The 21663-nt window shown below is 60.9% G+C and carries 19 protein-coding genes and 1 tRNA gene; 11 read left to right on the plus strand and 9 right to left on the minus strand.

All coding sequences use genetic code 11. From position 1 onward, the window contains the following. Window positions 1–7: 7 nt before the first annotated feature. On the minus strand, window positions 8–892 hold the full coding sequence (locus tag ABIE32_RS04420; RefSeq protein ID WP_429014336.1) for a peptidoglycan DD-metalloendopeptidase family protein: 885 nt from the start codon (window positions 890–892) through the stop codon (window positions 8–10). A gap of 305 nt (window positions 893–1197) precedes the next feature. Between ABIE32_RS04420 and ABIE32_RS04425 the strand changes: the two genes are divergently transcribed. Together ABIE32_RS04425 and ABIE32_RS04430 are read left to right on the plus strand one after the other, a co-directional pair. Beyond that, window positions 1198–1845, plus strand: coding sequence for a DUF2242 domain-containing protein (locus ABIE32_RS04425; RefSeq protein ID WP_224151914.1), 648 nt, complete (start codon window positions 1198–1200; stop codon window positions 1843–1845). 191 nt (window positions 1846–2036) lie between these two features. Then, window positions 2037–2600 (plus strand): DUF6891 domain-containing protein, encoded by a 564-nt coding sequence (locus ABIE32_RS04430; protein ID WP_429014338.1) that lies wholly within the window; start codon window positions 2037–2039, stop codon window positions 2598–2600. A 377-nt stretch (window positions 2601–2977) separates the two neighbouring features. Here ABIE32_RS04430 and ABIE32_RS04435 read toward each other — a convergent pair whose 3' ends face one another. Beyond that, the gene (locus ABIE32_RS04435; protein ID WP_377780368.1) at window positions 2978–3154 is read right to left on the minus strand and encodes a hypothetical protein; all 177 of its coding nucleotides are present in this window, start codon (window positions 3152–3154) and stop codon (window positions 2978–2980) included. A gap of 447 nt (window positions 3155–3601) precedes the next feature. Then, a tRNA-Arg gene (locus tag ABIE32_RS04440) sits at window positions 3602–3678 on the minus strand. 1320 nt (window positions 3679–4998) lie between these two features. On the opposite strand from ABIE32_RS04440, the gene ABIE32_RS04445 reads away from it, so the two are divergent. Both ABIE32_RS04445 and ABIE32_RS04450 read left to right on the plus strand, forming a co-directional pair. Then, complete coding sequence (locus tag ABIE32_RS04445) at window positions 4999–5250, plus strand: putative hemolysin (RefSeq protein WP_429014340.1); 252 nt, start codon at window positions 4999–5001, stop codon at window positions 5248–5250. A gap of 65 nt (window positions 5251–5315) precedes the next feature. After that, complete coding sequence (locus tag ABIE32_RS04450; RefSeq protein ID WP_429014342.1) at window positions 5316–5717, plus strand: BLUF domain-containing protein; 402 nt, start codon at window positions 5316–5318, stop codon at window positions 5715–5717. A gap of 86 nt (window positions 5718–5803) precedes the next feature. On the opposite strand, the gene ABIE32_RS04455 is transcribed toward ABIE32_RS04450, so the two are convergent. Continuing rightward, window positions 5804–5992, minus strand: coding sequence for a hypothetical protein (locus ABIE32_RS04455; RefSeq protein WP_429014344.1), 189 nt, complete (start codon window positions 5990–5992; stop codon window positions 5804–5806). Here ABIE32_RS04455 and ABIE32_RS04460 point away from each other — a divergent pair. Further along, window positions 5991–6335 carry a hypothetical protein gene (locus ABIE32_RS04460; protein WP_224151993.1) on the plus strand — a complete coding sequence of 115 codons (345 nt, stop codon included), beginning with the start codon at window positions 5991–5993 and terminating at the stop codon, window positions 6333–6335. The genes ABIE32_RS04455 and ABIE32_RS04460 overlap by 2 nt on opposite strands. Window positions 6336–6448: 113 nt before the next feature. Further along, a complete protein-coding gene (locus tag ABIE32_RS04465; protein WP_429014614.1) occupies window positions 6449–7450 on the plus strand; it encodes a linear amide C-N hydrolase in 1002 nt (333 codons plus the stop codon). A 75-nt stretch (window positions 7451–7525) separates the two neighbouring features. On the opposite strand, the gene ABIE32_RS04470 is transcribed toward ABIE32_RS04465, so the two are convergent. Next, complete coding sequence (locus ABIE32_RS04470) at window positions 7526–7954, minus strand: tetratricopeptide repeat protein (RefSeq protein WP_429014346.1); 429 nt, start codon at window positions 7952–7954, stop codon at window positions 7526–7528. A gap of 46 nt (window positions 7955–8000) precedes the next feature. Beyond that, window positions 8001–8876 (minus strand): LysR family transcriptional regulator, encoded by an 876-nt coding sequence (locus ABIE32_RS04475; protein WP_429014347.1) that lies wholly within the window; start codon window positions 8874–8876, stop codon window positions 8001–8003. 97 nt (window positions 8877–8973) lie between these two features. Between ABIE32_RS04475 and ABIE32_RS04480 the strand changes: the two genes are divergently transcribed. Together ABIE32_RS04480 and speG are read left to right on the plus strand one after the other, a co-directional pair. After that, on the plus strand, window positions 8974–10500 hold the full coding sequence (locus ABIE32_RS04480; protein ID WP_429014349.1) for an MFS transporter: 1527 nt from the start codon (window positions 8974–8976) through the stop codon (window positions 10498–10500). A gap of 60 nt (window positions 10501–10560) precedes the next feature. Then, window positions 10561–11079 (plus strand): spermidine N1-acetyltransferase, encoded by a 519-nt coding sequence (gene speG, locus ABIE32_RS04485; protein ID WP_429014350.1) that lies wholly within the window; start codon window positions 10561–10563, stop codon window positions 11077–11079. Between the two features lie 99 nt (window positions 11080–11178). On the opposite strand, the gene ABIE32_RS04490 is transcribed toward speG, so the two are convergent. The 3 genes from ABIE32_RS04490 to ABIE32_RS04500 form a co-directional block, all read right to left on the minus strand. Further along, on the minus strand, window positions 11179–12969 hold the full coding sequence (locus ABIE32_RS04490) for a M14 family metallopeptidase (protein ID WP_429014351.1): 1791 nt from the start codon (window positions 12967–12969) through the stop codon (window positions 11179–11181). 124 nt (window positions 12970–13093) lie between these two features. Further along, window positions 13094–14185, minus strand: coding sequence for an endonuclease/exonuclease/phosphatase family protein (locus ABIE32_RS04495; protein WP_429014353.1), 1092 nt, complete (start codon window positions 14183–14185; stop codon window positions 13094–13096). A gap of 85 nt (window positions 14186–14270) precedes the next feature. Further along, a complete protein-coding gene (locus tag ABIE32_RS04500; protein WP_224152000.1) occupies window positions 14271–16043 on the minus strand; it encodes a DEAD/DEAH box helicase in 1773 nt (590 codons plus the stop codon). A 254-nt stretch (window positions 16044–16297) separates the two neighbouring features. Here ABIE32_RS04500 and ettA point away from each other — a divergent pair, with 254 nt between their 5' ends. The 3 genes from ettA (at window position 16298) to ABIE32_RS04515 (ending at window position 21514) form a co-directional block, all read left to right on the plus strand. Then, a complete protein-coding gene (gene ettA, locus ABIE32_RS04505; protein ID WP_224152001.1) occupies window positions 16298–17959 on the plus strand; it encodes an energy-dependent translational throttle protein EttA in 1662 nt (553 codons plus the stop codon). 63 nt (window positions 17960–18022) lie between these two features. Beyond that, window positions 18023–19963: a DUF1631 family protein gene (locus tag ABIE32_RS04510; protein WP_429014354.1), complete on the plus strand. Its 1941-nt coding sequence runs from the start codon at window positions 18023–18025 to the stop codon at window positions 19961–19963. A gap of 528 nt (window positions 19964–20491) precedes the next feature. Continuing rightward, window positions 20492–21514, plus strand: a complete 1023-nt coding sequence (locus ABIE32_RS04515) for a Bug family tripartite tricarboxylate transporter substrate binding protein (RefSeq protein WP_429014355.1) — start codon at window positions 20492–20494, stop codon at window positions 21512–21514. Window positions 21515–21663 lie beyond the last annotated feature (149 nt).

The following is a 21663-nucleotide window of genomic DNA, read 5'->3' on the forward strand; positions in this document are numbered from 1 at the left end:
TGGGCGATCAGCCCGGCAGGAAGAGCGCCGGGTCGACCATGGTGCGGTTGAGCATGACGCCCCAGTGCAGATGGGGGCCGGTGACTCGGCCGGTGGCTCCCACCTTGGCAATGACGTCGCCCGCCTGCACTGCGTCGCCTACGGCGCAATCGATCTTGCTCAGGTGGCAGTACATGGTCAGAAAGCCGGAGCCATGGTCCAGCCATACGGTATTGCCGTTGAAGAAATAGTCGCCCGTGTCGATGACCTTGCCTGCGAGCGGCGCCTTGATGGGGGTGCCGGTGGGGGCGGCGATGTCCATGCCGCTGTGCGGATTGCGCGATTGGCCGTTGAACACGCGGCGCAAGCCGAACGAGCTGGAGCGCCGCCCCGGCACAGGCGCGGGCAGCACCATGCCGGCTGGAGAAACATTGCTGAAGGTGGCCATGACCTGCTTGAGGTGGGTGCTTTCCCGCTCATAGCGGGCATTGTCGTCGGCCGAAAGATCGACCGTCTTGGGCGCCACCTTGAGCCGCTGCTCGCTGTACTTCTTGTCTCGTACGGTGTAGGGAACGGTCCGGCTGCCTTCTGCAGTCTGCACGCGGATACTGGCGGGCCCCACGACGGCAGACAGTGGAATACCCACCAAGGCCGTCCACTCGATCGCGTCACCCAGCACCAGCACGGGCATGTCGCCGCTGAATGCCTGGGGGCGGCTCGCCGCTGGCCCCAGCGAGAGCCGCGCCACGCCGCCTGGCACCCGTGAATCTGCCGGCCAGCCATCGGGAGCGTGGGATGGCGCAGCCTGGAGGCCAGGCGCAAGCATTGCAGCCGCGCAGCCCAGCACCATCTGGCGGCGGCTGAACCCCTGGCTCGTGGCGGTGAGGTCTGCGGATGTAACTGAATGGAACATGGCTAAGATCAGATTCTGTAATTTGCTTTAAAAAGCATAGCGCCTTGCGCTTACCCATAGAGCGCAAACCTTGCATTTAATATGCAAATTTTGGTAAACCAGACGATGTGTAACCCCGATGGCTACGGGGGCTGGTAGCATATTTGATGCTATCCTTTTTGCAAATGGTAAAGCGACTGGTGGACTGGCAGGCACGGGATGTTTGCCGGTGCGACTGCAGTAGCCCATCCATCCGTTACAGTAACAGCGGCCATGGGTGCCAGGGCGTTTTCCGCAGAACCATATTCCGGGAGTTGGTGTCGTTCATGTTGGGCAAGTATTCAGACAGACCTTACCTTGCGCGTGCAAGCGGCAACCTGCGGCTTCGCACTGCAGCATGGGTGCTGATGGCTGCCGGTGTGGCCCTGGTGTCGGGCTGCGCGAGCCTGGGCGGCAGCCAGGACGGAGCCCATTACAACGTGGTGGCACGCGAGACCTTTGGCTCGGCCAACACCTATTCACGCCTCTTCGATGCCTCGCCCGAGCGCACCTGCGAAGCGGCACGCCGCGCGCTCCTGAGCCAGGGCTACCTCATCAACGTGTCCAAGGACAAGGAAGTGGAAGGCCAGAAGACCTTCCAACCTGCGCCGGACAACAACCAGGTCATCACCATCCGCGTGGTGTGTGCCCCTGACAGCAAGGACGGCAAGGTCAGCCTGGGCTTTGTCTCGGCGCTCAAGGACACCTACAACCTCAAGAAGAGCAGCAACTCAGCCAGCGTGGGCGTGGGTGCGCTGGGCTCGCTGTCGCTGCCATTCTCTGCCGGCAATGACTCCCTGATCAAAGTTGGCAGTGAAACCGTGAGTTCGGCTACGTTCTACGACAGCTTTTTTGACCTGATCAAGTCCTTTCTCCGCCAGGACGACAGCCTGCGCCAGCAGAGCCTGCACGATGGTGAGGAGTTTGTGGAATAGCGGCGGCAATGCTGCGGCGCAAAACGGATACCCCATGAAAAACCGGCTCAGGCCGGTTTTCTTCTTTGGCGAGGCGGCTCCCCCGCTCATGGGCTTCGCGTCGCATGTTCAGCAAAGCAGCGCTGTACTTGCAGGCAGCCAGGTGCTGGGTTAAAAACAGCCATGGGCAACACAAGTGTGGAGCGTGCGAAATGCCTCTGAACCATGAAGTGCGGGACGAGATTACGGTGCTGGTGCATGGCGGGTTTGAAGACGCCTCGCGCATCGTCGAAATCATCGTGGACGAGATGTACAACCCCGGGGAACTGGACGAGGACGAGGTGCAGGCCTTTGTAGGCCAATGCTTTGCCGCATTGGAGCTTGCCAAAGGCCAGTGGCCGCGCGTGACCGACTGTGATCGCCTCGATCAGGCCTTTGACCAGCTGGAGCAGCAGGGCGTGGTCTGCCTGCAAAATGCGGGCCATACCCAAAGCGATGGCTATGACGATATTCGCGAGGAACTGCGAGAGCGCAGCGATGCGACGCGTTTCATCGGCTATTGCTTTTTCCACGGACAGGACCTGGCGCGGGCGGTGCGTGGGGGCGGGCTCTACCTGGCCTTTGGCCCGCTGGACGCGGCACTGGAGCATTCGCTGGGTCTGGAGGTCGGCCAGCGTGTGATGCGTGCGCTGGTGGCAGCAGGCCTGCATGCGCAGTGGAATGGCTCGTTTGATGAGCGCATATCCGTGCCGGTGTTTGACTGGAAGAGTCGATGACACAGGTCAATTGCTATATTTCGATAGCAATGGCGTAGAGGCTTGAAGGAGATAACCGTTCCCTCATCGGTCTCTGCGCTCATCGCAGTATGCGCAGTGCGTGGCACTGCTGAACCACACCAAGTTTCGTGGAGGCAGTTTGGTTGAAGTCAGACGGTCATCGCAGTGGCCTGACTGGCGAGTTGCCAATAGCAGCCGATCTCGGCAGATGCAAGCAGACGCTCAACGTCCCGGCTAAACGGGCGAAGACGCCGGGCCACCAGGCCAAGGGCCGTGATAACGGCTCCGTTACGCATCCGATGGAATGAAAAGTTGGGCTCGGAGACCCAAGGATGTGACAACCATATGGTGTGGAAATGCACGATGGCAGGCCAACATCAAAAGAGATTTACAAAGCCGAGAATCGTCGACCAGGCCAGCTCAAGCAAAGCCCACGCGGAAAACAATCCGTTCACCACAAGAAAAAGCACGCCAACGACAATCACTAAAGCGATGAGTTGCACAGCCTTCATGCGGTGAAGTCTCCCGAAAAAACCAATTTCTTCATTGGGCATGTTTGGCTCTTGCCGAGATGCCGTATCGTGTACCGTTGACCAATTTTAGATTGGTTGTGCACTGTTCTCTTTGGGGCGATAGCCGTCATCTGCCACCAGTGATGCCGGTCAATCCTGGCTATGGGTGAGGGGGCTTCGCCGGGGTGAGGCGGCAGTTGCCTAGCTCTCCAGCCGCGCGGTAAGGGCAATAGCCTGGCGCTGGCGGCATAGCGCTCGGGCGGCAGCTTCGTGTGCTCTTTCAAGATCCATCTTCAGGCTCCTTGGCTGCTGCCCTATTCTGCAACCAATAATGGAGCGCACCCGGGATAAATGCTTGAGCTGCAGTCTTAACTTTGCTTCGCTTTTGCTACAGCGGAAACTGAAAGATTGGTCTGGAAGACTGTGCAGGTCAACAGTTTTCCGAAGCAGAAAACTACAGTATTGATAGCGTGAAATCGTTGCAGAGACTGGCCTGCCCGACTGGAATCGAACCAGTGACCCACAGCTTAGAAGGCTGTTGCTCTATCCAACTGAGCTACGGGCAGGAGTTTGATTTGATTGAGGAAAGTTGACTTTTCCGCAATTGAAATTTTGACCAGATGCGGAGCGCGCCGCATTGGCCAATCGGCGATCTTCATGACCGCTTGTTATTATGCCCGGAATTTAGGGACTCACCTGGTTGCTTTGACCGGGGGACGCCCACCAGTTGCCAGCTTGTCAACGGACATCCGGCCCGGGCTGTTTTGCTACTTTGGAGAGCCTATGGCTTCAAAGATGTGAGACGCAAGTTTTCAGGAATGCATGGCCTCGGAACAGACTGATTTTTGACAAGCACAGAATGGCAAAGCCAAAGAAGGCCGAGCCGGAGGCGGCAGCGATGCTCGTCAAAAACAGAAAGGGCCTACTGGGTAGGCCCTTCACTCACTGAAACTTACCGATAGCAGAGGGCTTGAATAGGATTCAGTCGTGATCTCTCTCTAGATGGAGTTTCTGGTGAGTGACTCAATTGTGTTCTTCTTGCTCAAAAGGTTTATAGGTAAAAACCCTTGTGCGTTTGGCAGAGAAGGGCTGAGGGATAGCTTGAGGTAGTGCGGAAAACGGATGCCAAGGAAACCGCCTAAGCCCTGCACTCGGCCTGGATGCAGAGCGCTTTTGACTGATGGCAGTGGCAGATACCCAGCACACCCCAAGCCGAAATGGGAGAAGAGGCCGGGCGCTACCCAGCGGATCACAGATCGAAAGCTCCAGTGACTGAGAGAGAGCGGAGCGGAAGCTTGCATGAGAGCGTCAGTGAGCACCCCATTGCGATCCTTGCGCATGTCGGCAGGTACCCGCGCCCTTCAGGCAAAAAGAAGCCACCCGAAGGTGGCGCGAGTTTCGCTGTAAAAAAAGCCGACCCTGGGTTACCAGGGATATCGTGCAAGTATAGAGAGGGAGGGAGGAGAGCACGAACTCGGCGCAAATCGAGGAATCGATATTAGCGCATCACTATCGATTCTTGAAAAATATTTGTATTTTTTCTCGTTGCGGGTCAAAAAAAGAGCCTGCTATGCGCAGGCTCAAAGCTGAACTAACTTTTTGTCGTGGTATTCCCTCTCTCTATAGGGGTGCAATGATATATTAAATTTATAATAAATTGAATTTGATAATTTTGATAAATATCATTACTTGGCCGGTGGGTAGTGGGCGCGCGCCACTTTGGGCGAAGCCCAACAGCGAACCGAGCCCTTGCACTGCCGTCGTTGCTTTGCGAGATGCCCGTGAAAGCATTCTTGCACGCAGGCATTGCAGAAGTGAGGCAGCGAAACGCTCGCAGCAGTGGCAGCTTTCCAGGTCGCTCGGTCCAGGTTCGCTATCATGACTTCATGACCCATCCCTTGAACCCCATTGCCATCACCCTCTGCGCTCTTGCTGTCAGTGCCTGTGCGCAGCCCGAGCCGCAGCCCCGCATTGGCATGCCCAACCCGGCCTCGGCATACTGCGTCAAGAGGGGTGGAGCATTGCAGATCAAGGATACGCCCCAGGGGCAGGTAGGCATCTGTGTGCTTCCCGACGGCTCGCAGGTCGAGGAGTGGGAGTTTTTCAGGCGCGACCATCCGCTCTCGCCCAAGCAGTGAAAGCGCATTGGTGATAGGCTGCGAGGCAGTTAACATGGCCGAGTACCTGGTTGGAAGCCTTATCTATGTCGCCTCCATTGCACTGTCTCCTTTACATAAGCCAGATAGCCCCTGATCTGGACGTTCACCAGGTTGGACAGATCGTCAAGCAGGCCAGAGAACTCAACGCCATCCAGGGCATCACAGGAATACTGGTTTTCGACGGAGAGCGATTTGCGCAGTATGTCGAAGGACCCGCAGAGGCGATTTCATCCCTGGCCACCAAGCTGGCAGTGGATGCACGGCACAGGCATTTCAACCCGTTGCTGACGCAGGAACTTGCAGGGAAGCGCCGGTTCGCCAGCTGGGCGATGGGGTATTCCGATGTGGATATGGATGCGCTCGATATCGAAGCGCTGAGCAGCATGGAGGCCGGCAGGGCGCTTGAATACTTCTGCGCCGCGACCACGGCCATCGATAGTTTGTAGCTGGCTCCTGATTGCAACCGCCGCAGCGGATGTTATGGCAAAGAAGCGGCATGGTTAAAAAGAGCTTCGTGTGGTAACGTTGGCTATCAGTAGATATCCAAAGCATGCAAGCCTGCGTTTTCAAACCGAATGAAATGCGCAATCAAGAGCGCGATGAAGAGCGCAATTTGCACGGATTTTTCCGTACTTTCCTCACCCATCCATTGTCTTCCCATGAACAAAAACGCCTTTTTCCGAAACTTCGCTGTTGCCTGTGGACTGGCTGCATCGGCCATGCAGATTTCCGCGCAGGTGGCCCCCGCTTTTTTTCTGAATGACACGATCATCCGGAATATTCCGGCAAAGGATTTGCCTTCGTTTCGTTCGGCCCTGGGCAGCGTGCTGGAGAGCCCTCAGGATGGCGTGGCCAAGTCCTGGAGCAGCACCAACGCGGTGGCATCCAAGGCCATCAAGGTGGTTTTGACGCCTTTGCAGACGGCGCAGACAAAATCTGCCAACACCTGCAGGCTGGTCAAGGCCGATGTGGCAAGAGGCAGCCAGTCGGAAAACTGGCAGTTCTGGTTCTGCAAGCAGGGTGACGGTGCCTGGAAGGCGAGCGGAAGCTCCACTCCGCGCTGAAGGACCGACGTATGGCGATCTCCAAACCTACCAAGGGCAATTGCATGCATTCCTGCAGGAGCCGGTTCCTTGGTATCAAGCCATTGCTTCTCAGCCTGGCGTTGCTGAATGCAATGCCCGGCGCGTCGGCATGCACGAGGCTGGTCTTTCTGGGTGATGGCGGGCAAGTGGTCACCGCGCGCTCCATGGACTGGAAGAGCGATATCACGAGCAATCTGTGGGTGATGCCGCGCGGTATGGCGAGAAGCGGTGAAGCAGGGCCGAATTCGCTGCGCTGGACATCGCGTTATGGCAGTGTCGTCACATCGGGCTATGACATCTCCACGACCGATGGCGTCAATGAGGCGGGCCTGAGCGCCAACCTGCTGTGGCTCGTGGAGTCGCAGTACCCCAAATTCGATTCGAACAGCAAGCCGGGGTTGAGCATCGCTGCCTGGGCACAGTATGTTCTGGATAATTTTGCAACCGTCGAAGAGGCGGTGGCCGCCTTGCAACAGCAGCCTTTCACCATTGTCACGGATAGCGTTCCAGGCGAAAGCCGGCTGGCTACGCTGCATCTGTCGATATCGGACGCCAGCGGTGACAGCGCCATCGTTGAATATATTGATGGGCGTCAAGTCATTCACCACAGCCGCAGCTACCAGGTAATGACGAACTCGCCGGTTTTTGACCAGCAACTGGCGCTCAACAGCTATTGGCAGCAGGTGGGTGGAACGACGATGTTGCCGGGCACCAATCGCGCAGCAGACCGCTTTGCCCGCGCCTCGTTCTATGTAAACGCCATTCCCAAGGACCAGGATGCCAACAAGACGCTGGCAAGCGTCTTCAGCGTCATCCGCAATGTCTCGGTGCCCTATGGCTTGACCACCCCTGGTGAGCCCAATATCTCGTCGACGCGCTGGCGCACCGTGTTTGACCACCAGCGCAAGCTGTATTTCTTTGAGTCGGCACTCACGCCCAATACCTTCTGGGTGGATCTCAAGCGCATCGATTTCAGCAGCGGCAAGGGAAAAGTGCTCAAGCTTGATCTGGGGCCCAACCAGGATCATCCCTTTGCCGGGGATGCCACCAGTGCCTTCCGGCCTGCCGAGCCGTTCAGGTTTCTCGGAATCTGAACGCTGCGGGGGTGTGAGCGCGTTCCGCAATCACAAGGCTTGATCTTCATCCGGGGCCCACGCTGTGGGCCTTTTTCATGGCTGCTCGCTCTCCAGCGATTCCAGGGTTGACTGTGCATTGGGGTAGCCACTGTCCCTCGCTTTTCGTGCCCAGTAGATGGCTCTCTCGTAGTTGTTCTCATGCCGGTAGATCTGGGCCAGGATGTATTGCGAAGACGGGTAGCCCAGCTCGCCGGACATCAAGAGCCACTCCATGGCCTTTGGCTGGTCATTGGCGGTAGATCGGTAGTACGTATACACGTTGAAGGCGGCTCTGCCGTCACCGTTGTTGGCCAGTCCTTTCTGGCGTGTCAACTCGGCTGCTGACATGGTTGGAATGCCGGTGATGGATGCCTTTGAATCGTACCGGATGCCCGTGTCCGGGGGCGGGCGGTTGAAATGAGGAATATTGGTGCATGAGACGACGCTCAGAACTGCAAGTGATGCGATCAGGTGGTGTTTCATGGATTGCCAATTTGCGTTGGTGTAGAGGGGGCCGTTCAGCGCTGGCTCAATCGCCCAGCATCAGTAGCTCCGCCAGCCGCTGCTGCAGCCATAGCGCGGTGCCGTCCAGCGTTGCGCCCTGCAGGCTGAGCATGCGCACGGCCAGCGGTGGCAGACGCAGTTCCGGGCAATCGAGTGCGACGATGCGGGGCTCGATGCCCGGTGCCTCGGCAATGTTGCGGGGCAGGATGCCCCAGCCTATGCCGTCGGCCAGCATGTCGGCGAGTACGTAAAAGCTCTCCGAACGCCAGATGCGCGGGCTGATCACGAGGTCTTCAACGTCTTCGATGTGCATCACCAACTGGCGGTGGCTGGCCAGGTCCTCGCGGGTGATGCGGGTCTTTGCAGCCAACGGATGGTCTCGCGCCACGAACACCATCTGCGGCACGCCTGCCACATAGCTCTGGGCAAACTGCGCGTCCGCAGGCCCGCGCACGAACTGGAAGGCCAGCGCGGCCTGGCGCGACTGCACGGTTTGGGCCACCTCGGCTGCAGTGCCATTGAGCAGGGTCAATTCCAGCGCAGGAAACTGCTGCGCCAGCTCCCGCAGCAGTCTGGCGATTGGTGGGTAGGGCAGGGCCTCGTCAATGGCCACGCACAGCTGCGCGGCCTGACCGGCGGCCAGCGCCTGGGCGCGCAGATCGAGCGCCTGGGCCTGGTTGAGCAGGGCCCGCGCCTCCACCAGCATGACTTCCCCCGCCGGAGTGAGGTGCACCGAGCGCCCGATGCGCTGGAACAGCGCCAGCCCCAGGTCCGCCTCCAGCAGGCCCATGGCCATGCTCACTGCCGACTGGGCGCGCCCCAGCCGCCGCGCAGCCTGGGTCATGGAGCCGCAGTCGGCCACGGTGACGAATTGGTTCAGGCGCTCAAGAGTCCATTCCATACATCAATTTTACTGATTAATCTAAGCTTTTATCAAATATAAAAATGATAGATCATGAGGTTTTATTCAAGACAACCTCCCTCCACAAGAGGATTCCATGCAAACCACAACACGCTCCACTTCGCTGACTCAGGGCCTCGGGTCTCGCCGCTGGCTAGTGCTGGGCATCGTCTCCGTCGCGTTGCTGCTCATCGTCATCGACATGACGGTGCTGTACACGGCACTGCCGCGTCTCACCCATGACCTGGCTGCCACCGCATCGGCCAAGCTCTGGATCATCAACAGCTACTCCCTCGTCGTCTCCGGCCTGCTGCTGGGCATGGGCACGCTGGGCGACCGCCTGGGCCACAAGCGCCTGTTCATCGCGGGCCTGACCGTATTTGGCGGTGCCTCGCTGGCGGCGGCCTTTGCGCCAAGCGCGGGCGTGCTGATCGCGGCCCGTGCGATGCTGGGCGTGGGCGCGGCCATGATGATGCCGGCCACGCTGTCGCTGATCCGACTGAGCTTTTGCGACGAGAAGGAGCGCGCCCTGGCCATCGGCATCTGGGCCTCGCTGGCTTCTGGTGGCGCTGCCTTCGGCCCGGTGTTGGGCGGGGCGCTGCTGGAGCACTTCTGGTGGGGCTCGGTGTTCCTGATCAACGTGCCCATCGTGCTGATCGCCTTGCCGCTCGCCTGGCGGTACATTCCTGCCAGCCAAGGCAATCGGGAGCGGCCCTGGGATCTGGTGGCCTCCATCCAGGTCATGCTGGGCCTGATGGCAGGCACCTATGCGATCAAGGAGCTGGGCAAGCAATCACCGGACTGGGCCTTGGCTGCCTTCGCGCTGTTGACAGGTATTGGCTTCCTGTGGATCTTCGTGCGCCGCCAGCGCAGCAGCAGCCACCCGCTGCTCGATCTGGCCCTGTTTAAGGACAAGGGCTTCAGCACCGCCGTGATCTCGGCCCTGGTGGCGGCGGCTGCGCTGCTGGGCATGGAGCTGGTGTTCAGCCAGCGCCTGCAACTGGTGCTGGGTTTCAGCCCGCTGGAGGCTGGCTGGGCCGTATTGCCGCTGCCGGTTGCAGCCTTCGTGGCAGGCCCTATTGCCGGGCGCCTGCTGCCGCGCTGGGGCAGCAGCCGTCTGCTGGCACTGGCGCTGCTGGCCTCCGGCCTGGGCATGGGGGCCTATCTGGCACTGCACGAGGCGACAGCGCTGTGGCAGTCGCTGAGCCTGGTGCTGCTGGGTCTGGGGATTGGCGGTGCCATCACGGCGGCCTCGGCCACCATGCTAATGCGTGCGCCTGCCGACCGTGCCGGCATGGCAGCCTCGGTGGAGGAGGTGTCGTACGAGCTGGGTGGCGCCCTGGGGGTGACTGTCATGGGCAGCCTGCTCTCGGCCGTCTATGCCCATTCGCTGGTCGTGCCAGAAGCGGCTGCTGCGGCTGCTGCGGCTGCACTGCCACCTACGGTGCGCGACAGCCTGGACGAAGCCCTGCTGGCGTCGGAACGCATGCCGCTGGATGCCGCCCAAAGCCTGGTGCAGGCGGCCAGCGCCGCCTTCGATAAAGGCTTTGCCGCAGTGCTGCTGCTGGCGACCCTTTTGCTGCTGGTCACCGCTTGGGTGGCCTGGCGCACACGCACGCGCTGAGCGGGCAGCTGCTCATGGCAAAGAATTTGAAATTGATTAGAAATTAAAAAGGATTGATTCATGAATACGAATATTCAACTGAGGCCGCTGGAGCGCGAGGATTTGCGCTTCGTGCACCTGCTGGACAACAATGCCAGCGTCATGCGCTACTGGTTCGAGGAGCCCTACGCCACATTCGACGAGCTGACCAGCCTGTACGATGCCCATGTGCATGACCAGGGCGAGCGGCGCTTTGTAGTGCAGCACGCGGGTGAGCGTGCTGGCCTCGTGGAGTTGGTGGAGATCAATCTGATCCACCGCAGCGCAGAGTTTCAGATCATCATCGCCCCCGCCCAGCAGGGCAAGGGCATTGCAGCCCATGCCACGCGACTGGCGCTGGACCATGGCTTTCGTGTGCTGAACCTGCACAAGATTTACCTGTACGTCGACAAGGAAAACGCCAAGGCCATCCACATCTATGGCAAGCTGGGCTTTCAGCCGGAGGGCGAGCTGGTGGATGAGTTCTTTTCGAACGGCCAGTACCGCAGTGCGATCCGCATGTACATGCTGCAGGGGCCTTACCTGCAGCGAACGGCCTGACGTAGCCAAACAAGAAAGAGGAAAGAAGAAAGCCACCCTGGCATGCCGGGGTGGCTTTCTTGTTCAGGGCTGCCGGTCAGGCCGTGCGCACGAGGCAGCTCAATCCGTTTCGTCGTACACCAGCGATGGATTGTTCATCGACCGGGCCACATCGCTCAGGCCGGTGATGATGTGATTGGCAAAAAAGCTGCTCTGGGTATCGGGCTCCAGGGCGGCAATGGCCAGGTTGGCCATGGGCTGGTTCAATGGCACGTAGTAGCTGCCTTCCGGCACATCGATGGCAATGCGCTGCAACTGAACCTTGACCCGCTCCACCGAGCGGGAAGAGGGGCCCAGCACATCATTCTTGGCGCTGCTGCTGCGTTCTAGTTCCTGGTAGGTGTCTGCCAGCATATTGCCCGGCTCGGCCACCCGCAGTACCTGCAGCCCCAGGGCGCGCAGCTTGTCGGCGGCTTCACCGGCATTGGTGGACAGCCAGTAGCCGCAAGGGCGGGCACGGCTCTCGCCCGGCTGCAGCTTGACGGACGATTTCCAGTCCACTTCCTGCGGACGGTCCTCACCCGTCTGCGGGTCGAGGAAGACGATGCGCCGCTTTTCAGTGGTTTGCTGGGATTCGAGGGTGAACTGGCCCCGGCAGGCCTGCGAAGCCACGTCGCGGGCCACGAATGCGCGCACCTGCTCCAACTCCTTGGCGCGCTGCGCCGTGGTCTGCAGTGCTGATGTGAGAGCCACCACATGGCTGTGGACGCGGCGCTGGATATGGGCGCGACCAATGCCGACGCCACGGGTCTCGATCAACAGACTGGGCGCATTCTTGAGGGCATAGACATTGCGGCCGGTATCGGGGCGCACGCCGCCCATCGACAGTGTCAGGTCGTCGGCCTTCTTCGTGGTGGTGTAGTACCAGTTGGTGCTCATGCCCTGGTCGGTCAGCGCCTTCTGCATGGGCAGCAGATACCATTCATTGGCCGCCTTGCCCACAAATTCATGCGTATTGGCCGTGGTCGGGGTCTGCAGCAGGGCGTCGTAGCGCTGTACGGCCTGGAATTTTTCCAGATAGCGTCCGGCAACGGTGAATTCATGCGAATCAAATACCGCGACGGGACGGTAGTTGCGGCTGAGCTTGGCCAGCGCATCGGCTTCAGGCGTCTGCAGCAGCAGGTGGTCGCGGTTCATGTCGATGCCGTTGGAGGTGGTGCGTCGGCCCGAGGCAGCGCCATCGGGGTTGGCGCGCGGCACCAGCAAGACATTCAGCTTGTCGAGCAAAGGCCCAAGTGGGCCCTGCGCGAGGGATTGCGCCATGGCAAGCAGGGCTTCGCTGCCGGCAGGCTCGTCACCGTGCTGCTGGCCGATCAGCAATACCGTTGGGCGTCCGCTGGCATCGAGGTCGTGCAAGCTGGTGCCAGCAGCGCGCGTGAGCAGCAGGGCATGGATGGGGGTGCCTTCCTGCGAGGTGCCGGCCGTGATCAGCTCGGCCTTGGTTCCCCCGGCCGGTGCTGCTGCAATCTGGCGCAGCATCTGGCCCAGTTCCGCATTGCTGGTGAATGTGGTGCGCCCATTGGTCAGGCCAGGGGTGCTGTATGGGGTGGCCGGGTCTGGAAACCGTGCGGCAACTTCGGGGCTTTCCTGCCACACGCTCAAAGGGACGGCCTGCAGCGGCGTGGTTTCCACGGGGGTGCTGATGACCCCCGGGTTGCTGACACCGGGGATGTGCACGGGGGCAGGCCCCTGGCTCTTGGGGGCGGTGGTGACCGTGCCGGGCGTTGCCGTGGGCGCGCTCGTCCAAGGGGGCAGGGGCGTGCTGGTGCATGCGCTCAGCAGGACCGCTGCAGAAACGGCGCTGAGCGTCATCCAGCGCGAGGCAGTGAGAGAGGAATGGGGTTGCATCATTGTTGTTGCGTGACGAAGCACGGCCCTCCTGAAAATTATGTTGCCATTATGCAAAACAGAGGCGGGTGTCTGCGTAGGATGGGTGCGAAAGAAAATCCGCTGCTGCTGCGGTTGCAGCCGGGAGTCAAGACCCTTCGAATGTACCAGCGACCGGCGGGGCTCCGGCTGAGCCGGGTGGGGTGGCTGCCTGTTCCTTGTCCGGGATGCGCAGGCGCAGCAGGGCGCGGACAAACCCGTGATCGGAGCGTGTGCGGTCGCGGCCTTCATGCAGGTGGTCGTTGAAATAGTCCACCCGGCGCACATCGCCAATGGAATGCTTGCTGCCCGGGTCAAACTCCTCGCTCACCAGAATCTGGTCGAGCACGGCAGGTGCGCCCTGGTGGATGTGCGAATAGGCGACATCCTTCTTGAGGGCCGCATCACCAAGCAGATCGTAGGCATTGAACAGGGCGCGGTCGCGTGCCCCCCGGTCATAGGCGACCTCGGATGTGGCCGCAATCAGCTGCGTGGTGACGCTGTCGGGCGTGTCATTGAAATCGCCCATCACCACCAGGGGCATGCGCGTATGGCGCAGCAGATCGATCACGAGGCAGCGCAGGGCCAGGGCTTCCACCCCGCGCATGATGAGCGAGCGTAGCGAGGCGAGTGCCGCAATCTTGGGGTTGTCGCGGTCTTCGAGCGGATTGCCTGCTTCGTCCTGCAGGAATTTGGGGCGCTTGGATTTGAGGTGGCATGTGAGCACCGACACCACCTGGCCGTGCTTCATCTGCAAGGTGGCCACCAGCGGCGGGCGCTCGAATTTGTCGTGCATGCCCAGACCCGGAATCGGCTGGCCAAGGCCTGCCGGGAAGTCTGGAAAGGAGCGGCAGGCCAGCACCTTGAGCCTCGTGGCAATGCCCACGCGGGGTGTACCGCTGGCGCCAGCCTGTCCATCGGTGTTCTCTGCGCCCGGCACGCTCACAAAGGGGTAATGCAGGCCACTGATCTTGAGGGCCTCCTGCAGCGCGGCGGCATCCCAGACCTCCTGCACGGCCAGGATGTCGGCGTTGAGCGTCTGGAAGCGATTGCCCAGCCACTGCACCTTGCGTTCGTACTGGTTGCGCGTGTAGGCATCCTGGTTGGGGTAGAACATGCGCTCGGCAAGCGCCAGATTCAGGGTGTTGCAGGTCGCAACCGTGAGGGTGTCAAGAGGTACAGGTGAAACAAAGGGCCGCATGGAAATCTCTTTCTGATGCGGCCCTACCGTAGCGGAATCTGGTGACTAGATCAACGAAAAGAAGATTTGTTCACCATGCAAATGCTTATCTTGAAAACGAATGGTTACGATTTCCTCGCCCACCATTGCCGCCATTGCGATTGCCGCCGCCAAAGCCGCCACGACGGCCGCGTTCGGCCATGCTGTCTACGCTGGTGCGCATGGGGTCGGGTTGCGCAGCGCCGCTGCGGCGGTGATCGCGGCCATCCACGGTGCCACCAAACTGGGTACCCAGATGGGCATCGGCGCGGGGCTGGCGCTCATCCTGGCGTGGAGCGCGCGGGCCGCTGTGGCGCGGATTGGCGCCCTGTGGGTGGCGCGGCTGTGCGCCTTGGCCACCTGGCCGACGTGCCTCTCCGGAGCCGCGCGGGCCCTGGCGGTTGGCATCACGGCGTGGAGGGCGCTGGTCGCGGCGAGGCTGCTCTGCGCCTGCGGGCTCGAATTCGCCGTTGGCTTCTGCGCGAGGAGCCGCACCGCGCTTGGCGTTGCGTTGGCCGCCATTGGCATTGCCTGCGGTGCCCGTGCCGCGGGTCGACTTGGTCGTGCGGATGCGCTCCATCATTTCCTGGCGCGCAGCCTTGGCAGCCGCTTGCATCACATCACGGCTTGGTGGCTTGCCGGCACCGCCCCAGATGGTTTGCCGGCCCATGGCGATGGGTTCGGCCTTTTCGCCTTCTTCAGGGCCAAAGCCGTCGATCACCTGCACCGGGATTTCCTGCTTGGTGAAGCGCTCGATGTCCATCATGAAGCCTTCTTCATCCATGCACACCAGGCTCACGGCATTGCCTTCGCGACCGGCGCGGCCCGTGCGGCCGATGCGGTGCACGTAGTCTTCCGAGACATTGGGGATCTCGTAGTTCACCACATTGGGCAACTCGTCGATGTCGATGCCGCGTGCTGCAATATCGGTTGCGACCAGGGCACGCAGATCGCCCGTCTTGAAGCCTTCGAGGGCCTGGGTGCGGGCACTTTGGCTCTTGTTGCCGTGCAGGGCCATGGCCGAGACGCCATTCTTGGTCAGGAAATCAGCCACGTTGTTGGCGCCAAACTTGGTGCGCGTGAACACCAGCACCTGGCTCCAGTTGTTTTCCTGAATGATGTGCAGCAGCACCTGCTTTTTCTTGCCGCGGCCCACAGGGTGGATCACCTGCTTGATGCGCTGCACCGTGGTGTTGCGCGGGGTGACCTGGATGGATTGCGGGTTCTTCAGCAGGCCATTGGCCAGTTCGCGGATCTCGTCGCTGAAGGTCGCGGAGAACAGCAGGCTCTGCTTGTCCTTGGGCACCAGGGCCAGCACCTTCTTCACATCGTGGATGAAGCCCATGTCCAGCATGCGGTCGGCTTCGTCCAGCACCAGGATTTCCACGGTGGACAGGTCCAGAAAGCCTTGCTGCTGCAGATCCAGCAGACGGCCAGGCGTGGCCACCAGTACGTCGATACCTTTTTTGATGCGGTCGATCTGTGGCTTCATGCCAACGCCGCCAAAGATGACGGTGGATTGGATGTCCAGATGCGTTGCATAGTGGCGCACGTTCTCTTCCACCTGGGCTGCCAGCTCGCGGGTGGGCGCCAGGATCAGCGCGCGGATGGCCTTGCCGCCCCATTTGTTGCGGCTACCTTCGGATTGGGTGAGGCGGTGCAGCAAGGGCAGCGTGAACGCTGCGGTCTTGCCGGTGCCGGTCTGTGCACCGGCCAACAGGTCTCCACCTTGGAGCACCACGGGAATGGCTTGGGCCTGGATGGGGGTAGGGGCGTCATAGCCCTGCTCGCGCACAGCCTGCACAATGGCTGGTGCCAGATTCAGTTCTTCAAATGTCATTGGATCAGATGCGTCCAACCTGGACGCTGGGTATCAGCCTTGTCTCAGCAATTTCTTGGAGTTATTGCCGCCAGTCAAAGGCAGATGGGTTCAAAGAGTGGAGCCTGGAACTGATGTCCGTCGTCCCCAGCATTAGCGCTGAAGTCCTAGGCAACTGGAGCCTTTGACTGGGGGTATTGTCGCATGCACCGATAATCCTGGGGTGGCCGCGACCAAAAATCGCATATTTTTTTACTGATTTACCAAAACAACACATGGCTCAATACGTTTTTTCGATGAACAACGTCACCAAGACGGTTCCTCCGAAGCGACAGATTCTGAAGGGCATTTCGCTCAGCTTCTTCCCCGGTGCCAAGATCGGCGTGCTGGGCCTGAACGGCTCTGGCAAATCGTCGCTGCTCAAGATCATGGCAGGCGTGGACAAGGAGTTCGAAGGAGAGGCCATTCCCATGCAGGGCCTGTCCATCGGCTACCTGCCGCAGGAGCCACAGCTCAACCCCGAGCACACCGTGCGCCAGGCAGTGGAAGAAGCCATGGCCGAGGTGAACAACGCCAAGGCGCGCCTGGAAGAGGTGTATGCCGCCTATGCCGAAGAAGACGCCGATTTTGATGCGCTGGCTGCGGAGCAAGGCCAGCTCGAAGCCATCATTGCAGCTGCTGGCACTGATTCGGAACACCAGCTCGAAATCGCAGCGGATGCGCTGCGCCTGCCGCCATGGGATGCCATCGTTGGCAAGCTCTCCGGTGGTGAAAAGCGCCGCGTCGCGCTGTGCAAGCTGCTGTTGTCCAAACCCGACATGCTGCTGCTCGACGAACCCACCAACCACTTGGATGCGGAATCCGTCGACTGGCTGGAGCAGTTCCTGCACCGCTTCAGCGGCACCGTCGTGGCCATTACCCACGACCGCTACTTCCTCGACAACGCTGCCGAGTGGATTCTGGAACTGGACCGGGGCCACGGCATTCCCTACAAGGGCAATTACTCCGATTGGCTCTTGCAGAAGGGCAACCGTCTGGAGCAGGAACAGAAGGGCGAGGAAGCCCGTGCCAAGGCGCTGAAGAAAGAGCTGGAATGGGTGCGCCAGAACGCCAAGGGGCGCCAGGCCAAGTCCAAGGCCCGTATTGCCCGCTTCGAAGAGCTGAGCGACTACGAATACCAGCAGCGCAACGAGACGCAGGAAATCTTCATTCCTGTGGCCGAGCGCCTGGGCAGCCGTGTGATCGAGTTCAAGAACGTCTCCAAGGCCTTTGGCGACCGTCTGCTGATCGACAACCTGAGCATGAACATTCCCGCTGGTGCCATCGTCGGCATCATCGGCCCCAATGGTGCGGGCAAGTCGACCCTGTTCAAGCTGATTGCAGGCAAGGAGCAGCCCGATTCCGGTGAAGTCGACATCGGCCAGACCGTGAAGATGGCCTATGTGGAACAGAGCCGCGATGCCCTCTCCGATGAAAAGACGGTGTGGGAAGACATCTCCGGCGGCCTCGATATCATCAATGTGGGCAAGTTCCAGATGGCTTCGCGCGCCTATGCGGGGCGCTTCAACTTCAATGGTCAGGATCAGCAGAAGAAGGTCGGCAACCTCTCCGGCGGGGAACGTGGCCGCCTGCACCTGGCAAAGACCTTGATCCAGGGTGGCAACGTGCTGCTGCTGGACGAGCCGTCCAATGACCTGGACGTGGAAACCCTGCGTGCGCTGGAAGACGCTTTGCTGGAATATGCAGGGACTGTGTTGGTGATTTCCCACGACCGCTGGTTCCTCGATCGCATCGCTACCCATATCCTTGCTGCAGAAGGGGATAGCCAATGGGTGTTTTTTGATGGAAACTATCAGGAATACGAAATAGATAAAAAGAAGCGGTTGGGCGAAGAAGGGGCGGCGCCAAAGCGTATGCGCTACAAAGCCCTGAAGTAAAGCCGACCACCGCCCGCCGCTTCGCGCAAGCGCCGGGCGTTTTACTTTGGGGGAGTAATTACCGTGGAACAGCGCGCAGCATCCGTATTCGACACCTGCCTGGAGCAGGCTTTGCAGGAGGCAGAGCCCTTGATGAAGGCCATGGGCAATGCCGCCCTGGCCTCTTTGCGTGCCAAGTTGTTGGATTCAGCCAACAGTCATCAGGAACCGGTTCTGCGAGATGCCATAGAGCAACTCAAGCGCCGCCGAGACACCTTGCCGGTCGGTTACGCCAGGCGGCTGCGCGAGCTGGCCTTTCTGATTGCACAGGGAAAAACGGCCGATTACCACCAGTTGATGGGGGGTGACGGCATGGCCTTTGCTGGTGTGCTGGAGTCGGAGATGCTGCGGGCCCAGATCGAGTGGGGCCGTGCCCAGATCAGCCTGCTGCAGCAGACCGAGGAAAGCAGGACTGCACTGGAGCGTGTGTACCAGCCGCTGCGCAAGATCACCCGCTACTGGCGCAATGGCAACCCGTTGCACCATACGGTGTATCTGGACAGCCTGCAGGCAAGCCTGCAGGACCAGGGCATCTCCATCGAAGTGACTTCGCTCTTCCTCGCCGACATGGTGGGCGTGATGGCCGATCACCTGCAGATCAGCTACCGGCGCATCATGACTTTGGCGATGAACAGCTATGCCGAGCTGCTGTCCAAGGCCGAAGCCAAGCGCCAGGCGGATAAAGCCAATACCAAGGCGTTTGCGCGCAAATTGAAAAAGCTGTTCGCGATACCGGAGCATTGCCCCGTGGGCGCCGTGCGTGCCTACAAGCGGCTGATCCCCGTGCTGGAGCGCCTGTCGGAGCACGATGCCGGCTTCTGGACGGATGCAGCGCACCCGGCGCGCCTGCTGGTGCAGGCCATCGTGGACAAGGCCACCACATTGAAAGAGGGCGGCAGCACCGTGTCTTACCCGCAGTTTCCGGGCGTGGTCTCGGAGACGGTCGAGACCTTGTCGGCGCTCAAGCTGCCAGCCAGCGCGGATTTTGCGCAGGCGCTGGTGCGGTTGAATGCTGCCGCACCCGTGGCACCCCGCAAGGCGCCTGTCAGCATCAGGGCTGGCCTTGTCGGCGAGCCCAGCAGCATGCCCATGGAAAGCCAATGGGATGCCTCCGAGCTGATCAGCATCCATCCCGAATCCGAACTGGCGGCATCGGATGGCGTCGGCCTGGAATCTGCACTCGCACCGCTGGCAGAGCCGTCAGCACGCGCCACGCCTGCAGGCAGTGCGCAACCGGCGCACGCAGGCAGCCTTGATGCCATGGAGCAGGACGTCATGGCCATGGTGGCCATGCATGTGCGCAGCATTGACGCTGATCCGGCGGTACTGGCGGTGCTCACCAATGCCTGGCCCCGGGTGCTGTGCCAGACAGCACAACGCGCGGGCATGGATTCGTCGAGCTTTCGCGCCTACCGCCAGGTGGTGCCCGAGGTGCTGGCATTGGCTGATGCCCACGCCGGAGCCGGGGTGCGCATCGAAACGGACATGCTGATCCCGTCCTTGCTGACCCGCCTGAAATCGGGGCTGACCGGCATTGGCTGGATGCCGGAGCGGATTGCACCTGTACTGACTGCGGTGGCCCATATGGCACCCAGTGCCATTGTGGAGTTGCAGGTCGTGCAGGAGGATGAGGTGGCCGAGGTAGCAGAGGTGGTCAGCGGCTCACCGCATGCCCACGCTGCCGTGGCGCAGGCACCCGCTGCCGCGCCTGTTTCGGTGGCGCAAGCAGCTCCGGCGGCCTCAGCCGCTTCGGGTGCAGCAGGCCTGCACATATGTGGCCGCAAGGTGCAAAAAGGGGTGCGTCTGGAGTTCCTCAGCCGTGGCGAATGGGTTGCCAAGGAGCTGAGCTGGTCCAACCCGCAGGCGACGATGTTCCTGTTCACGGCCAGCAATGGCGCCAACCAGTCCATCACCCGGCGCATGCTTGAAAAGCTTGAGCAGGAGCGAGCCGTTCGCGCCACCTGATCCGGTTCCTTCGCACTGGGGGCTGGAGCCGCCTTGCGCCGCAGCGCCGGTGCGTCGTTACGCCGGTACGTCGTTGCGCCGGGGCGGCCTGCAGGCATGGGGCAAGGCCTTTGACAACCGGGTTCGCGACCGGTGACTGCTCGCCTGCCCATCCATGCATGCATGGCTGCACGCCAAGGCCCCGGTTCCGTTGGGTGGCCCATGGCACAATGGCGGCCATTGGTGGTTTCCGGGCAATTACGACCGGCGCCACCTGCCGTCATGTGCGGCTGCGGGCAACGATCCTGCCGCTGTGCATGCAGCGCCACACCCGGTGAGCCTCTGCAAAAATCCCTGCCGTGGTCTGAGCGTGGTCTCGGGCGACCCGCTGCAATGTCTTTTTGTCGATAGCGATGGTTATTGGCTTCAAAAGACGCTTTGTGGTGAGTCCCGATCCACGTTCAGCCCATCTGGCGAGGGTTCTGCGGGGGATCCCTGGCAAACAAACCGGCCTGCCGTGCTCAGCGGCAGGCTCTCAAGGGGACAAACATGAGCCATATTTCTCGCCGCGCCCAGGGCCTGCGCAATGCTGCATCGCGCCGTACCGTTCTGGCCGCTACACTGCTGGGTGCCAGCGCCCTGGTGCCTTTGGCCGCGCAGGCAGCCGACGTCAAAAAATACCCGGAGCGCCCCGTGCGCGTGGTGGTCGGCTTTTCTGCCGGCGGCACCACCGATGTGGTGGCCCGCATCATGGCCAAGGAGTTGACGGCCGAGCTCGGCCAGTCGTTCGTGATCGACAACAAACCTGGCGCTGGCAGCAACATCGCCACCGAACAGGTGGCGCGCGCTGAGCCCGATGGCTACACCTTGCTGTTTGTCGCGGTGACCAGCGCCATCAACCAGACGCTGTACCCCAAGGTGCGTTTTGACCTCGTCAAGGACTTTGCGCCAGTCGCCCTGGGCGCCAAGGTGCCCAATGTGCTGGTGGTCAACCCCAGCGTGCCCGTCAAGAACGTGCAGGAGCTGATCGCCTACGCCAAGGCCAACCCGGACAAGGTGTCCTACGCTTCTTCCGGGAGCGGCACCTCCATCCACATGGCGGGTGAACTGTTCAAGCTGCGCACCGGCCTCAAGACCCAGCACATTCCCTACAAGGGCAGCGCCCCCGCGCTCACCGACCTGATGGCTGGCCAGGTGCAGTTCATGTTCGACAACATGCCCTCCTCGTGGCCGCATGTGATGAACGGCAAACTCAAGGCGTTGGCGGTCACCACCAGCAAGCGCTCGCCCACGGCGCCTGATCTGCCCACCATGGAAGAAAGTGGCATCAAGCCGTTTGATGTATCTTCCTGGTTCGGCCTGATCGCCCCTGCAGGCACGCCGCCCGAGGTGGTCAACAAGCTCAATGCCGCCATGAACAAGGCCTTTGACAAGCCCGAGGTGAAGGAAGCCTATGCCAAGCTGGGCGCCGTATCGGAAAAGAACACCCCCGAGCAGTTCGGCGCTTTCATCAAATCGGAAGTGGCCAGCTGGGCGCCTGTGGTCAAATCCTCGGGTGCCACGGTGGATTGATGGGGCAGGCCGCGCGTAGCGGCTGCCGCAATCTATCAAAACGAGAGCTGTCAGCGCTTGTTGGTGTTGGATTTCATGGTGTTTAAATTCTGAAATCAAGCAATGACATGCGCGGACAGCTATTATTTTTTATAGCCAACCCCTGGGTG

The sequence above is a fragment of the Comamonas sp. 4034 genome (genome assembly GCF_050434545.1).
GTDB lineage: Bacteria > Pseudomonadota > Gammaproteobacteria > Burkholderiales > Burkholderiaceae_C > Comamonas > Comamonas odontotermitis.